This is a genomic window from Streptomyces sp. NPDC045678, from assembly GCF_056432085.1.
Map to the genome: position 1 here is coordinate 15,801 of NZ_JBWKJS010000020.1, position 14,418 is coordinate 30,218.

The 14,418-nt window shown below is 68.3% G+C and carries 12 protein-coding genes; 9 read left to right on the top strand and 3 right to left on the bottom strand.

All coding sequences use genetic code 11. From position 1 onward, the window contains the following. Positions 1–222: 222 nt before the first annotated feature. The 6 genes from AC07DO_RS39715 (at position 223) to AC07DO_RS39740 (ending at position 6,065) form a co-directional block, all read left to right on the top strand. On the top strand, positions 223–1,320 hold the full coding sequence (locus AC07DO_RS39715) for a hypothetical protein (protein WP_479067383.1): 1,098 nt from the start codon (positions 223–225) through the stop codon (positions 1,318–1,320). Beyond that, the gene (locus tag AC07DO_RS39720; RefSeq protein ID WP_479067385.1) at positions 1,320–3,518 is read left to right on the top strand and encodes a hypothetical protein; all 2,199 of its coding nucleotides are present in this window, start codon (positions 1,320–1,322) and stop codon (positions 3,516–3,518) included. The genes AC07DO_RS39715 and AC07DO_RS39720 overlap by 1 nt, the downstream gene beginning before the upstream one ends. 66 nt (positions 3,519–3,584) lie before the next feature. Further along, positions 3,585–3,920 (top strand): hypothetical protein, encoded by a 336-nt coding sequence (locus AC07DO_RS39725; RefSeq protein WP_479067387.1) that lies wholly within the window; start codon positions 3,585–3,587, stop codon positions 3,918–3,920. Between the two features lie 187 nt (positions 3,921–4,107). Further along, positions 4,108–5,328, top strand: a complete 1,221-nt coding sequence (locus AC07DO_RS39730; protein ID WP_479067389.1) for a helix-turn-helix domain-containing protein — start codon at positions 4,108–4,110, stop codon at positions 5,326–5,328. Positions 5,329–5,430: 102 nt separating this feature from the next. After that, positions 5,431–5,877, top strand: coding sequence for an ATP-binding protein (locus AC07DO_RS39735; protein WP_479067391.1), 447 nt, complete (start codon positions 5,431–5,433; stop codon positions 5,875–5,877). 5 nt (positions 5,878–5,882) lie between these two features. Then, positions 5,883–6,065, top strand: a complete 183-nt coding sequence (locus AC07DO_RS39740; protein WP_479067393.1) for a hypothetical protein — start codon at positions 5,883–5,885, stop codon at positions 6,063–6,065. 691 nt (positions 6,066–6,756) lie between these two features. On the opposite strand, the gene AC07DO_RS39745 is transcribed toward AC07DO_RS39740, so the two are convergent. Both AC07DO_RS39745 and AC07DO_RS39750 read right to left on the bottom strand, forming a co-directional pair. After that, positions 6,757–7,764 (bottom strand): ParB/RepB/Spo0J family partition protein, encoded by a 1,008-nt coding sequence (locus tag AC07DO_RS39745; RefSeq protein ID WP_479067395.1) that lies wholly within the window; start codon positions 7,762–7,764, stop codon positions 6,757–6,759. Further along, positions 7,761–9,044 (bottom strand): ParA family protein, encoded by a 1,284-nt coding sequence (locus AC07DO_RS39750; RefSeq protein WP_479067397.1) that lies wholly within the window; start codon positions 9,042–9,044, stop codon positions 7,761–7,763. Before AC07DO_RS39750 ends, AC07DO_RS39745 begins: the two co-directional genes overlap by 4 nt. 1,241 nt (positions 9,045–10,285) lie before the next feature. Here AC07DO_RS39750 and AC07DO_RS39755 point away from each other — a divergent pair. The 3 genes from AC07DO_RS39755 (at position 10,286) to AC07DO_RS39765 (ending at position 11,204) form a co-directional block, all read left to right on the top strand. Then, positions 10,286–10,504 carry a hypothetical protein gene (locus AC07DO_RS39755; protein ID WP_479067399.1) on the top strand — a complete coding sequence of 73 codons (219 nt, stop codon included), beginning with the start codon at positions 10,286–10,288 and terminating at the stop codon, positions 10,502–10,504. A gap of 87 nt (positions 10,505–10,591) precedes the next feature. Further along, positions 10,592–10,924, top strand: coding sequence for a hypothetical protein (locus AC07DO_RS39760; RefSeq protein ID WP_479067401.1), 333 nt, complete (start codon positions 10,592–10,594; stop codon positions 10,922–10,924). Beyond that, positions 10,917–11,204 (top strand): hypothetical protein, encoded by a 288-nt coding sequence (locus AC07DO_RS39765; RefSeq protein WP_479067403.1) that lies wholly within the window; start codon positions 10,917–10,919, stop codon positions 11,202–11,204. Before AC07DO_RS39760 ends, AC07DO_RS39765 begins: the two co-directional genes overlap by 8 nt. Positions 11,205–11,385: 181 nt before the next feature. Here the strand turns inward: AC07DO_RS39765 and AC07DO_RS39770 are convergent, their stop codons facing one another. After that, complete coding sequence (locus AC07DO_RS39770; RefSeq protein ID WP_479067405.1) at positions 11,386–14,004, bottom strand: helicase associated domain-containing protein; 2,619 nt, start codon at positions 14,002–14,004, stop codon at positions 11,386–11,388. Positions 14,005–14,418: the final 414 nt, after the last annotated feature.

Below are 14,418 nucleotides of genomic sequence, written 5' to 3' on the forward strand. Positions count from 1 at the left end.
ACCCCTCCCCCCCCCCCCCCCCCCCCCCCCCCCCCCCCCCCCCCCCCCCCCCCCCCCCCACCCCCACCCCCCCCCCCCCCCCCCCCCCCCCCCCCCCTCCCCCCCCCCCCCCCCCCCCCGCCCCCCCCCCCCCCCCCCCAGGACCCGGCCCCCAACCCCACCACCTGCCACCCCGTGCCGGGCCGTTCTTCACCGGTCGGCCCCCTGAACAGGAGAGATTTCGTGTACTCGTTGACGCCCGGCTACCGCATCCCTGCCATCCAGCGCGGACTGTCCCCTGCTGAGTCGATGCTCACCAAGCTGAACGCGAGCGCGGGCGGCGCTGTCCTGGCCTCGTCCCTGCTCGCTACCCCGCCTGTCTGGATGTTCGGCGCGGTCGGTGCCGCAGCGGGCATGCTCAACCTCGCCCCCGGGCCCCGTTCGCTCGCCCGGTGGGCGACGGTTGGCTACCGGTACCTGCGCGAGCGCACCGCCCCCAGCTCCATGACCACTGCGCCCGGAGCCTCCCGTACATGGGCCTTCTATCCTGACCACGGCACCATGCAGGATCAGGAGACCCGGACGCGGTTTCATGCCATGCTGGCGCGCGCGCTCACGTTCACGGGTGCGCAGGCCCGCACGGCGGGCATCCAGGTCCACGTCACCCACCACGCGCAGACCACGGACTGCACCGTGCACACGCAGACCCTGTCCGTGCACGTGCCCAAGGGGCTGGCCGGTGATCCCGAGCGCATCCTGAACACGCTTGAAGGTGAGTTCGCCGGACTCGGAGGACTGCTCCTTGAGGTCGAGGCGGACGCGGTGGCGGCCGTGACCGACCGCGGGCCCGGATGGGTCGCCCTGGAAGATGGCCGGTACGCGGCCACGGCCAGGATCACCGGATGGCCCGACGAGACTAGTGGCGATCTTATGCCGCGTCTGCTGCTGGCCAACGCCCGTGAAGCCGACGGCACCGTGCCTGAGCGCTCCTTTGCGGTGCTGTACAGGCCGTTGACGGCAAGTCAGTCTCGCCGGGACGCGAAGTGGCGTGAAGCGGCGTCCGGGGCATTCACCACGGACAAGATCAAGGCGGAGGCGCAGGCACTGGCAGGCGAGACCCGGCGTGACGCGATCGTGCAGGGCGCGTCCCTGGTCGACCTGGACGCCTACCTGACGGTGTGGGGCGACAGCCCCGAGAGCGTCTCCGATGCCCGGTGGCAGACCTCCCTGACCGCCGATCGCTACCGGATCACCCTGGACTGGCTGACCGGTCAGCAGCACCGCGCCCACCTGATGACCACGCCACACGGCGCCCGCACCCGGAAAGGGGCACTTCTCTGATGATCCGTCTGCCCGCCACCCACGCGGCGATCACGGCCCCCCTGGTCGCCTCCGCCACGACGTTCCCCGGCATCCCCATCGGCCGCAGCCTGCTGGACGGGCGCCCCTTCCATCTGTCGCCCGTCATGGTGGACCAAGAGATCCTGCCGTCCACGAACAGCCTTGGAATGGGCGGACTCGGTTCCGGGAAGTCGACCACGGGTAAGGTCCGCGCGCCTCGGGAGATCCGGGAGAACGGACACCAGTACGTCGTCATCGACAGCTTCGGGGAAGACGCGGCGGCAGGCGAGTGGGCGGCTCTGACCCGCTCCCTGGACGGCCGTGTCATCGACGCGTCCCAGTTCACCCTGAACCCCTGCAGCTCGCTCTTCTCTCCTCAAGTCCGTGAGCAGCTGGTGCGGTCGCTGATCCTCGCCGTCGAGCCGGGGGCCCTGACTCCGCAGTCCACGCACGCGCTCCAGCACGCTCTGAACCACCCCAAGGCGAGTCACTTGCCGGGCCTGGTCGATGCCCTGATCGCACCCGAGGACGGACGGTGGCCTGCGGCCACGCTGGCCGAGTGGGGCGTAGATGCGGCTATCGCCCTGAGCCGCTACACCGAAGGCAGCCTGCGGGGCCTGTTCGACGGCAGGGAGGCTGACCTCCCCGAGACGGACCTGCCGATCCTCTCCTTCGACTTCAGCCGCTTGGACCGCAACAGTCCCGCCATTCCCAGCTTGATGGCGGCGGTGTGCTGCTGGGTCGAACACGTATGGCTGCCGCAGTCCATCGCTGTCCACCGTCACCTGGTGCTCGAAGAGGCGTGGCAGATCCTGCTGTCACCCGCGACCAGCGGACTGATCCAGCGACTGCTGAAGAACAGCCGCAAAGCGGCCCTGTCCCTGGACGTGCTCATGCACACCATCAGCGACCTTGGGGAAGGGCAGGCGCAGGACCTGGCACGTCTCTGCGAGGTCATCCACATCGGGCGGCTCAGCCCCGAAGAGGCGCGCATCGTAGGCACCATCCTGAAACTGCCGTCGTGGGTCGTCGATGAGATCCCGAATCTCGACCCCGGACAAGCCGTCTGGAAGGTGGGACCGCACTACGTCGACATCGTCAAAACAGTCCTGAGCGCCGACGAGATCAAGCTGACTGACACCTCTTCCCGTCGCCGCCGCGCACAGCAGTCCCCCGCTGTCGACGTCGACAGCGAGCCCGACGCCACCGACGTCGTCACGTTGGCAAAGGAGGATGAGGACAAGGAAGGGGAGCCCGACGACCTCGACCTCTTCGAGGTCCTGCACGTGGACGACGACGAGACGCCCGCCGCAGATGAGGGGTGGGGTTGGGAGATGCCGCCCAACCTCGTGGACTGTCAGCCGCTGGACACTCGACACTACGACGTCATCCAGGCGGCACAGGAAGGACGGATGAGCGAGGCCGCCGATCTGGCCGCCCTCGGCGAGCGCGAGGACATCTTGGCCCACGGCATCCATTCAGATGAGGCCACGGCTTGGCTGTCGACCCGGGCCCGGATGGCAGAGCTCGGCGGAAACCCCGTCCAGGCCGCCCACCTGCGCGCTAGCGTGATCCGTATGGGCAAAGACGTCGACTGGTGGGCCGATGACAACAATCAGGCGGACACGGATCCTGAGTGGCATCGCGGACCGCAACCAGTCGCGTCCCCCGCCCCGGAACCCACCGGAGGGCAAACCCCCGCGCACCCCCGCCGCCGCATCTGGCCCTACGTCGCTGCGAGCGCGGTCCTGACCACTGCGCTGATCGGCGTATGGCAGAGCGGCGACGACAAGCAGGACGACAAGCAGCGTCAGGAGAAGGCCGCGGCGTACAAGGGCCGCTCAGGCGCAGAGATCAGGATCGACGGCGTCAAAGCCGACGTGGTGGCCCATTGGACCAAGGATCGTGACCACGTGATCGTGGAGCTCCGCTCTTTCTTCGAGAAGGACGCGAAGTATCTGCGTCTCGACGCTGGCAAGGAGAGCGCCGTCAGTACCCGGAAGGACGGCTACTACCCGAAGGATCCTGAGGTGATGGTTCCGGTGACGGACCCGCTCGCTGACGTGACGGTCCGCGTTGCGGTTGGGGGCAAGACCTGGAAGAAGGACGCCCGAGCCGCGGCTAAGGAGATTCGACTGTCCCCCACCGGCCGCGCATACGACGCAGGCACCGGCAAGGAACTTCCGTCTGATCTCTAAGTTAGGAAGTCGAATGAGTACCAGTACGGATGTCTCCGCCAGGCCCTACGTTCTTAGGATCGCTCCATGACCACAGACACTCCCACAGATCGCGGCCAGCTTGCCCAGATGTGGCCGACTCTTCTCGGCACCGGGGTCATGTTGTTCGGGGTCATCCCGGGCGTGCTCGTCTTCGCTGTGGGCGAGAGGATCGCAGGTGCGGACGCCGGACAGTGGTTCGTCGCAGTCGGGTGCCTGGTCGGAGTACTCGCCGTGCTAGCCCCGCTCGCCTGGTGGGCGGATCGCTCTAAGCGCGGGGAGTTGAGCCGCCTCACGGACAACGCGGCGCCCGCCGTGTGCTTGATGATGCTGTTCTCCCTGGTCGGGGCTTGGACTATCGCACTGGCGCGGTTCGCTGGCTAACAGCCCCCGCACCAGTTTGAAGACAGGTTCTAACGCGCTGAAGCCCCGCTCCCCAACAGGAGCGGGGCTTTTCGTGTTTCTGGACTGAAGACTGGCCGTTCTCTTGTGTGGAGAACGGACCGAAGTGTGTCACCGCGTCTGGGTGCGCGAGTACCGTCCTGAGTGCGACGTCAGAACGGAGACCACCATGACGGACAAGGCCAATGAACCGCGTACGTTCGGTCAGCGGGTCCGACGGGCACGGGAGCGTAAGGGCAAGTCGCGGCCGGTGGTGGCCGGCCTCGTCGGTCGCAGCCCGGAATGGGTCAAGGCGATCGAGACGGGTCGGATGGGCATGCCCCGATGGAGTCTCCTCCTGCGGCTGGCGGAAGTGCTCGGAGTCGACGACCTGTCCGAGCTCACTGGAGATGAGCGCGTGACATCCGCGATCTACACCCGGTCCGCTCACCCGCAGCTGGTTCACGTCAAGGAAGCCCTGACCGCCTACCCCGTACTCCCCCGCGACGAAGAGCCCGTGCCCGCGGGCGTACTTGAGGATCGGGTGAGGCAGGCATGGCAGGCATGGCACGGCATCGGGGACCACCGGTCGCGGGTCGCGACCACGCTGCCCCCGCTCCTCGCCGATCTCCAGCATGCCGCCCGTGCCCACGAGGGTTCCGACCGGCGCCGGGCCCAGGTCGCGCTCGCGCAGGCCTACCACCTGATCCAGCTCTACCTGTCGTTCCAGCCTGCCCCCGAGCTGATCATGCTCGCCGGTGACCGTGCGATGACGGCGGCTCAGGACGCGGACAGTCCCCACGCGATGGCGGCCGCAGCCTGGTACCTCAACCACGTCTGGCGCGACGCGGGCGAAGCGTCCGAAGCGCGCGTGGATCTCGCGATGCGCACGACCAAGCTCCTCATCCAGGACCAGGGCGCCGAAGACATCGCGCTCACAGGGCTACTGCACCTAGCCGCCGCCCTGTCCTACGCCAAGATCGGCGAGAAGGGCAGCGCCGAACGGCACTGGAACGCGGCCGACGAAGCCGCGGACCGTCTCGGGGAGAGCTACGCGCATCCGTGGCTGATCTTCGGTAAGGCCATGGTCGACGCCTACGCGATCACCATGCAGAACGACCTAGTGAGGACCGGTGCGGCGGTCGACGAGGCAACGCACATCGACCTCGGCACCATGCCCTCGGCTACGCGACGTTCTTTCCACTTGATCGAGATTGCGCGCGCACACCGACTCAAGGGCGAAGCCGTGTCCGTCGTGAGCCTGCTTGGCAAGGCGTATAAGGCCTCCCCGGAGACGGCGCAGTTCAACACCTTCGCCCGCCACATGGCTATCGAGCTGTCGGAGGATGACAGCGCCCTGGTCCGCGAAGACGCGCGCGGACTCGCCCGTCAACTCGGCGTCGCCGCATAGGGGTAGTGGGACTACCCCTCGGCAGGGGGTAGCGGGAGTACCCCCTGCCTCTCCCAGCCGCGCCTACGGTCGGTCATCCCACCATCGACGCGAGGTCTGGCGATGACCAGCATGACCGCAGAACGCACCCCCAGCACGGACCACCCCGGCTACAACGTGAGCCGGGACCGGGCCCCCCAAGCCGCCCGCGATGCCCGGCGCATGGCGCACGCGGCACTGTCCGCATGGAACCTGTCTGACGACCAGGTGGAGGCTGGCGCCCTGGTGCTCACCGAGCTGGTCACGAACGCGATCCGGCACGGGACCGGACCGGCAATCCGGATCATCATCGACCGCCCCAGTCACCAGTGGGTGCGCCTGGCCGTGGTCGACCACGCCGCCCGCCGGCTCCCCCAGCAACGCACCCCCCACCTGCACGACATCGGCGGCCGCGGCCTGGTCCTGGTCGACGCTCTCACCGACCGATGGGGCTACGACCGGATGGGCACCGGACCCCGCCCGTGGGGCAAGCGCGTGTGGGCCGAATTCAAGATCAAGGTCGGGGAGTGACGGCCGTGCAGCTCCCGGAAGTCGGCGACGAGGTGACGGAAGGGCACACCCGCGCAATCGTCACGGACATTCGAGGCGGCGTCATCTGGCTGCGCGCGAAGGGCCGCGAGGAGTGGCCCGTACGCGACCCCGAGACCCTGATCCCGGGACGCACCCGTGCCGAACTCATCAAGGCGGGTGAGCTGTGACCTCGACCCCGAGTCACGACGCAGCCGCTGACTGGCTGGCACACGCCCACCAGGCCGCCACCCACCCCGCGTCGCAGACCGACCCGGGCGCGGCCACCGCATGGCACGAGTGGTCAGAGCGGGGCGTAGCGCTGCTCCCATGCGGGCACCGCGTCTCTGCGGTGCGCCTGCCCGCTGACCTCGTGCACGCTGCGGCTGCGGCCGGAGGCGACCTCACCGCACCCGTAGACGCGGCACTCTTGAGGCTCGGCGGGCCGGTGATCGTGGACGCGTTCGGCATGGCGTGCTACGCCCTCGTACCGCCCACCCCGCGCCGACTCTGGCAGTACGGACCCTCCGTCGCCCCGCTCCTGAGTCAGGGGAGTTTCGTGGGGGTTCCTCGGGTGGACCGGCTCGCACCCCCAGGAACGCACTGGGCAGTCCCGCCCCACGCTCCGGGCGACCTATGTCCCATCCGGGCAGTGCGGGACCTTGTGGAGGCTGGCCTACGTCGAACCGATGCGTCGAGCTAGCTGCTGGGGGTGTCGCTCTGACTAAACGTCAGTGGTTGGCGGCTCCCCCAGTGTGTGCGATCGTCGGCGTGCCATGGCTCCGTGCCCAGGGCCGCGAGTCGTGTCCGGTCTCCGATCCGGACGCACTCGCTGTGACTCGCGCCCGGGCAGACCGGCAGGCTGACGGCTCGTAGCGACGGTTATGACGCGGTCGCTGCTCGCTTCTCGCGATCGCGGAGCAGCGCGTCACACAGCTTGTCGCGTTCTTCCGGAGGCATCTTGAAGAGGATCAAGGTGGCGGCCTCATCCCCGTTGCGGTAGGGGAAGAGCTTCGGTGTTTGCGGGTCTGCCGCGTCCGCTTCGCGGGGTTCGGGGACGGACCCCGCGCCGCTCGCGGCAGGAGCTGGGATGGGCGCCCCATGCTGCCCCGTTACCTTTTCGTGATTATTCACGCCGTGAAAATCGCCAGGCGCCGGAGTCTCCTGCTTGCGTGGCCGTCGGCGTGACGCAGCGGCCCTAGCGTCGGCCTTCGCCTTCTGTGCTTCGGGTCGGAGCTTGCTCAGATTACGAACGTGCTCTGCCGTCCGCTTGCCTGTCATCAGGTCCTTCTGTAGCTCCGGGGTGAGCTTGAGGAGTGACAGCTTGCTGGAGAGCGTTGACGCCGACATGGAAAGCCGCTTGCATGCTGTTGTTTGTGAGCCGTAGTAGTCGACCAGCTGCTTGAGGGCGTTGGCTTGCTCCAGGTCGGTCAAGTCTTCGCGGTGGTAGTTCGCGATGAAGGCCGATTCGAGCAGCTTTTCGTCGTTGCTCAGTCGGTCGTCATCCACTCGCACGGGAATGGTCGCTGACCCGGCCCGGCGTGCCGCCTCAAGGCGGCGGTGACCGTCGATGACGACGTACTCGGCGCCGTCGTCCAGGTCGTCGGCGCGGTCTGGACGACGGCGGACGTACGCGTCTACGGTGCCGATCACGATGGGCAGGATCACACCTACTTCGCGCACTGATTCGACGATTTCATCAAGGTTGCGCAGGTGATTGCGCGGGTTGTCGGGGTTGTCACTGATCGAGGGAACGGGCAGGTCCGTGATTGCCTTCGTGTCACCCCCACCACTCCCGCTGATCGTCTGCTCGATTGCGTCACGGCGGGCACTGCGGCCGGAACGGGTGCTGAACGAGGCTCCACGCCCCAGCTGATCCCTCTTGCTCACTTGCCTGCCCCTGCCACGATCAGCCGCATGATGTTCGCCTGCTTGCTCTCAGGTTCGTAAGACAGCAAAGGCCTTTTGAGGCGCACTGTCTCCCGCTGTTCTTTGAGGTCATCCAGCACCGCGATGACATTCTGATCTTCCACGTTGTGCCATTCCTCCAGTGAGGACGTGGCGATATAGCCCCGCCGGGGGTCGAAAAGGTTCACTACGATGCCGAGACGGTCGATCTCAATGCGCAGGTCGTCCTCCAGGTCGTCGATCTGCTCGACCAACATCTGGTAGGCATCGGCGGAGCTGTCCTCCGACTGCACAGGTACGAGCACCCCGGAGCGTCCAGGTTTCTCATTCCGGCGTCGCCGTGCGTAGTACAGGCCAGCGTCCATGCTCAGGCCCAGACTGGGGGGTGCGTCGATGACGATGACGTCGTAGTCGGCCTCTAGGGGGTGCAACGCACTTTCCAAGGCCGCTTCCTTTTGGAAACCGCGTGACTGCGCTGCGGTAAGCGCCAGTTTGGAGTCGAGGAGGAACCCCCCGCGGGTCCCGGGCAGCACGTGAAGCCGGCCGCTGAACCGATCATCGTCGAGGGCAACAGGAAGATCCCTGATGTCCCCCCGAGCCTCCCCCGTCATGTGTGAGACCAGGCTCTCTTTGCCCACAGGGATGGGTGGGATACCGAGTTGGTTGCTGAGGTGAAGCTGCGGGTCGTAGTCGACGAGCAGCACCCTTTGACCGCCTGCCGTGTAGTCGGCAATCACGGCCAACAGCTGCTCTCGGGTACGCCTGAATCGTTCAAGTTCGCCGTCGGTCAGGTTCTCGACGAAGTGGCGCAGGCATCGCGCGCCGACGCTCTGCGGCTCAGCGTGCGCTTCGGCGACGCCTGCGGAAAGGGTGGTCTTCCCCACGCCACCCTTCTGGTTGCACACCACGATTCTGCGTGGGGAGGTCGGCAGACCTAGCTGCTCGGGTGACGGATTGTCGTCTAGCCATGCCCGAATGCTCTGTGCCAAACCCTGGATGTAGGAGACGCCGCGGGCGGCGCAGGTCTCCTTGAACTCGTCATACATGCCCTGCGGGAGCCAGGTGGAGAAGGACTTGGCGCCCGTGGTGGGAATGCTGGCATGTGGGCCGTCACTGGCGCGCCAGTCGGTAACGGCTGCGGTCGCAGCGTCCTGGATGTCCAGGCCGAGTTCGGCGCAGCGGATCTTCAGCTCTTGTTGCAGCGTCCGAGGGAGCTTTGAAGCCACCTTTTCCCGGTCGCCGTCAGGGTATGGAGAGGCCATTGCGTCACCATACTGACTTCGAGGCTTGAAGTTCCATCCAGCCTGCGGTAATTGAGGGCGTTTCATCCCGTAGATGTGTGGTGCCGGGCCCGATGATGCGCGGTGACTGACGCAGGGGGAGCACGTAGGAGTGATCGCGGATGGAAGCCCGTGCTTCCCCCGAGGGCAACAGCGTTGTCGCGGTATGCGAAAAATGATCACGCTGGCTCTCGCGGCCGTTGCTGCAACCGCCGCTCTGTCCGCTCCTTCGGCCACGGCCGCGCCCACGGTGGCGCCCGATGTGCGGGCAGCGAGCGCGGCCACGGCGGTGGCCGCCAGGCCGTGCCCGCTCTACAAGATCACCGGGAAGAGGGTCGCCGTTCGGCGTCCGCTCTCGAACCGGTCTCACGCGGTGGCGTCTGACCCCGTCGACCACTACCTGCGCCGAGGGGACCGGGTGCGGTCGTGCGTGTCGACGAATGTCCGGGGCAGCGGCTACGGCTACCACAAGTGCGGTCGAGACGGGGTGGACTGGCGACTCGTCCGCGGGGGCCAGGTTCCGGTGACGTGCACGAAACGGGTCCGGTGAGTGCCTGCGCGAAGACCCGTCATCGGTCACACCGAGTTCCCGGAGCACGTGGAGCCCATACCTTTCCACTAAGGGCATTCGTTGTTTGGGCATGACGACGCAAGTGACGACGACCCTTGAAGTGGCGTGGATTCAATGCCGGGGATGCCAGGGGTCAACACAAGCGGTACTGCTGGCCGACCCCATCGCCCCCATCATGGCCGCAGCTCACGAGCACGTGACTACAGCTCACCCCGGGCGAAGCGGGCTCGATCTACTGGGGATGCGTACCGGCAATGCTGCACATGTTCGCGGGGCGTCCCCGGAGGACCCCGGAGGGTGGCTAAAGCTGTGGAACATGGCGTTCCCGCCCGACTTCGGCCCGGGGACACCTGGCATCCACAACGCGCAGTAGCAGATCAGAGGTTCTCGCACGGGCACTGACAGCGGATGTAAAAGCGTGGCCCCGGAGTCTGGACTCCGGGGCCGCTCCCCCTTCCCGGGTCGGGTGGTGGGCCTTGTGGCCCGGGTCGACGGATACGCTCGACGGATGAGCGCGACCCACATTCCCGAGCCGTCTGAGGCTCGTCCGTGGCGTCCCTCGGACGGGCCGGAGCCCACCGTCAGTACGTGGCCTGCCGGGCGTCGGCCGGCGCTGGAGGTCTGGGCGGGCGGACGGTGGAGGCATGCCTCCGTGCAGGCCCGGCAGGACTGGGCGGACGGGCGCGTGATCTACCAGGTGACAGTGGATCTGTACGGGGACACGTCGGTCACCACGCGCCGGTACGAGTGGCCGCAAGAGGGGCTGCGGATGGCGCACGGCAGTACCGCGCAGCCGACGGCTGGCGTGGAGATGGAGCGCGGGGACATGCCTCGCGCACGGCCCCGGCGCCCCGCACCGCCGCGCTCCTGACCCTCCCTGCGCGGCAGTTTGCGGGCCCCCTGCCCCGGCACCGGCCGACCGCGTACCGTGGAGACGGCATCACCACTGGAGGTCCCTATGTCCGCGCTACCGCACGAGCCCGCCCCGCAGGCCTACGCCGATGCGCACCGCCTGGAGGCGCACGAGGGCCCGCAGACGCTTGCCGAACTCCGTGCCGCGCTCGCCGTGGTGGACCCCGTAGCCCTCGCCGCGTTCAACGCCCGATACGAGGCCGCCCGGTTCGGCCGCGACCAGGCCGACGTCCTCGCAGAGGCACGCCGCACCGTCGCGTTCGCCACCCGCCCCGAGGTGGCCGCCGCCGTGGCCGCCTCCCTCGCTGGCACCAGCCAGACACGGCCCGTCGACGAGCTGTGGGCCCACCTGGACGGACGGGCAGCATCGCGTGACTGAGTGGCAAGTCGAAGTGCCTCCCCGGCTCTACGCGGAATTCGCGCACCTCACCGGCCCCGGCCGCAAGGCCGTCCACACAGTGCTAGATCAGCTCGCCGTGGACCCGCGCAACCCCCACAGCAGCCGCGAGCCCATCGCAGGCGCCGAACTCCGCCAGATCGCCACGGCGCCCACGACCGACACCGGCGACCGCATCGCGATCCTCTACCGCGTCCACGAGCCCGCCCCGGGCAGCGACACCGGACGGGTAGAGATCATCTTCGTCATGTCCGGGCCCTGACGCCGACCCGCCCCAGTCACTCGTGTGAGGGATCGACGGAGACAGCGGCGAGCAGGATGCTCCGCAGAAAGCCATGGGGACCGGACGTGTGAGCGCGGCCGGTCCCGCGCGGGCCACGACGGCGCGCACATGCAGCAAACAGGGCCCGCACCGATCGTCGGTGCGGGCCCTGTCTGTCGTCCTACTGTTCCGCGGCCCACGCGACGCCCAGCGCGGCCAGGTCCGCCCGCCGTTGGCCGGTGAGCTTGTCGGCACGCTTGCGGGTGTTGTCGAGCCAGGTCCCCAGCCGCACCGGAACGCCCTGTACGCCCTCCTGAGCCCCGTTCGCATCCGGATCGGCGTCCAGGAGCTCGACGTGCTTACGCGGCACCCGCAGGTGCCCCTCACGCGCATGAAACGCCCGCGCAGCCCGCATGTTCAGCGCCCACTTGTCGTCCTGCGTACGCCGCTTCGCGGGCCGCTCATCCTCGCCCGCCGCCTCCAGGCCCAGCACGTTGTGCAACAACCACCGCTGTGCGGGAACCAGGGCATCCCATCCCAGCCGCTGCGCGTACGCCCACCGGCCCAGATCCTCGCCCTGCACAACCAGCTCGCCCGCCGCCCCCGGCATGCTCCCGCCCGCGCGCAGGTGCTCCTGAAGCAGACGGAAACAGCGCTGCCACCCCACATCCCACGCCGGGCACCACCCCGGATCGATCTCGTCCAGCGCATCCCGCCGCGCCTGCGTGAGAGCTCCCGCCGCCCGCTCGACCGACTGCCCCGCCGCGCGCTGCTCCTCGACCTGGTCGGCGAGCTTGGCCGCCGCCCGCAGGTTCTTGGCCCACGCCCCGACCTGGTAGCCGTTCCAGACCGCGGTGGCGGGGGGCAGGAAATGCCCGTGCGCCGCCGCCCACGCCCGCGCCGCAGACAGCCCCTCCTCGAAGGCAACGTCCTGGTGCGACCACACCATGCCCAGCCCGTCCAGCTGCTCCACCCGCGGGCGGGCGAGGGAGCCGGCCTTCGCGAACCGCCGCTGATCCGCCAGCCACGTCCCCAGAGGAAACCCCGCCGGAGCCCAGTCCTGCGGGGTGACGAAGTCGTACGGCACCCGCAGCGACGCGGCACCGGTCTCCTTGCGGTAGCGGACGCACGCCTCGATACCGCGCCGCCAAAACTGGTTCTCGGGATCGATCACCCGCAGACTCATGAACCGGGCGAGCAGCGCCGGATCGCGCGGGGTGGAGAACTTCAGCAACTCCCGCGCCGGACTGCTCGCCCCCGCGCCCGCGCTCTGCGCAGGCTCGCTCGACTCGTCGTCGACGTCGACCGCCTCGACGTCGTCCAGGACGTCGCCACCGTCTTGGACGTCATCGGCCGCGTCCGCCGAACTCCCGCTACGCGGGCGGGAGTCGGCAAGCGCCTCGATCGTCTCGGAGTCGTGCGCCCGCAGCGCCGCTAGGATCTTCGCGAGGGTCCCGTACGCGGTCGAGGTCAGCATTTCATCCGGACTTTCACCCGGAGCGAGAAATACCGGCACCATCAAAGAGGCAATCTTACCCTCTCCCGGCTGCATACGAAGCGCACGCCCGACCATTTGCGAGATATCCACCATGGACCCCCGCGCATCACAAAAGGCGACGGAATCGCAATTCTTTGTGTCGACCCCTTCACCCAGGACTTTCACGGAGCTGAGGACCCGCAGTGCGGCCGGACGCAACCGCGCCCCACCCTGCCCCTGGTCGTGCTCGTGGTCCTGGTCGCGCTCGTCGATGACGTCGGACGCGAACTCGGCCAGCACCGCCCGCCGGTGCCCCGGGGTGTGCTCCCCACACAGCCAGTTCGACCACACCCGATCCGGCGCGGGGAAGCGCCGCGGATCCTCATCCCACAGCCGCGCAGCCACAGCGGGCACCCCCGCCGCCATGGCCTCCGCTTCCGCCACCCGACTGTGAAACGTCAGCAGCTTCCGCCGCTGCTCCTCGACCGCCGCCGTCAGCATCCCCGTCTGCAAAGCCGCCAGCCGCGCCCCGCGCACCGCCTCCGACCCGAAGTCCCCGCCCGCATACGCCTGGTGCACCTCGGGGTCGCTGATGTCGACACACACCACCTGATACGGCGCCACCAACCCCCGACTGACCGCCTCCGACAGAGTCAGCCGATACGCCACCGGACCGAAGATCGGCGAATCCGGCGACATGCTCGCAATGAGCCGCCCCTCACCATCCTCCGAGTCCGCCCCCCGGTCGGAGGCCTCCCAGATCCGGGGCGTAGCCGTCATGTACAACCGCCGCGCCGCCGGAATCCGCTGCTGATCATGCACGGCCGCCCACGGCTTCAAGCCGTCCCCACTGGTGCGGTGCGCCTCATCCACCACCATCAGGTCCCACGCACCCAGACCGGCCGCGTGAGCCCGTTGCAGAGTGCCCTGCCCCACCGACGCGTACGTCGCGAACACGGTCACGACGTCGAGGCCGGCCACCCACGCCGCAAGCTCCCGCGCGTCCGTCGTGCACGGCACACCCTGGGAATCCTCCGCACGCAGCGAGCACACCCCCACCATGGCCCCCGCACGACCGCCCACACGCCACGCAGACGCCGTCTGCACCAACAGATCCAGCGTCGGCACCAGCACCAGGACCCGCCGCGCCCCCAGCCGCTGCGCCGCCGCTGTGGCAATCAGGGTCTTGCCGGACCCGGTGGCCGCGATGACCTGCGTGCGCAGACCCTCCGGCGGCATATCCCCACCCGCAGGCACTTGCAGCACCCGCGCAATGGCGTCAACCGCCTCCACCTGATGCGGGAAAAGAGACTGACCACTCATCGAGAATTCCGCCCTTCATCCGTGCCGTATTCGTGATCTGAGAAGTGAAATTCACTGCGCATGAGACCCCCCTCTAACTCAGGGGTAGATCGGTGGTCCTGCCCCGTAGCGGGGGTGGGCCGTCACTCCATAAGCTACCTGGCAGAGAACTTTGACGCACAGACATCTGACCTCTTGCCCGAAGTTGGCCAGAACTGATAGCTTGGTGACCCTGGTTGATGGTCGGCGACCGCTTCGAACCGCTTTCGTGCATTTTTGGGGCCACGCTGTCTCCTGGCGGGCCGTCACCTTTCGCCCGGTCACCCCTCCCCCTCTAGCGAGCCGTTTTAGGCCCGCGCGGAGCGGGGGCCGTGCCTGGATCGCGGAGCGATCCAGGCCAGAGGCAACGGAGTTGCCTCCCGGGCCACGGAGTGG

Coding starts and splice junctions, on each gene's coding strand:
- AC07DO_RS39720 (WP_479067385.1), top strand. CDS start 1,320: ATGATCCGTCTGCCCGCCACCCACGCGGCGATCACGGCCCCCCTGGTC.
- AC07DO_RS39725 (WP_479067387.1), top strand. CDS start 3,585: ATGACCACAGACACTCCCACAGATCGCGGCCAGCTTGCCCAGATGTGG.
- AC07DO_RS39730 (WP_479067389.1), top strand. CDS start 4,108: ATGACGGACAAGGCCAATGAACCGCGTACGTTCGGTCAGCGGGTCCGA.
- AC07DO_RS39735 (WP_479067391.1), top strand. CDS start 5,431: ATGACCAGCATGACCGCAGAACGCACCCCCAGCACGGACCACCCCGGC.
- AC07DO_RS39750 (WP_479067397.1), bottom strand. CDS start 9,044: ATGGCCTCTCCATACCCTGACGGCGACCGGGAAAAGGTGGCTTCAAAG.
- AC07DO_RS39760 (WP_479067401.1), top strand. CDS start 10,592: ATGTCCGCGCTACCGCACGAGCCCGCCCCGCAGGCCTACGCCGATGCG.
- AC07DO_RS39770 (WP_479067405.1), bottom strand. CDS start 14,004: ATGAGTGGTCAGTCTCTTTTCCCGCATCAGGTGGAGGCGGTTGACGCC.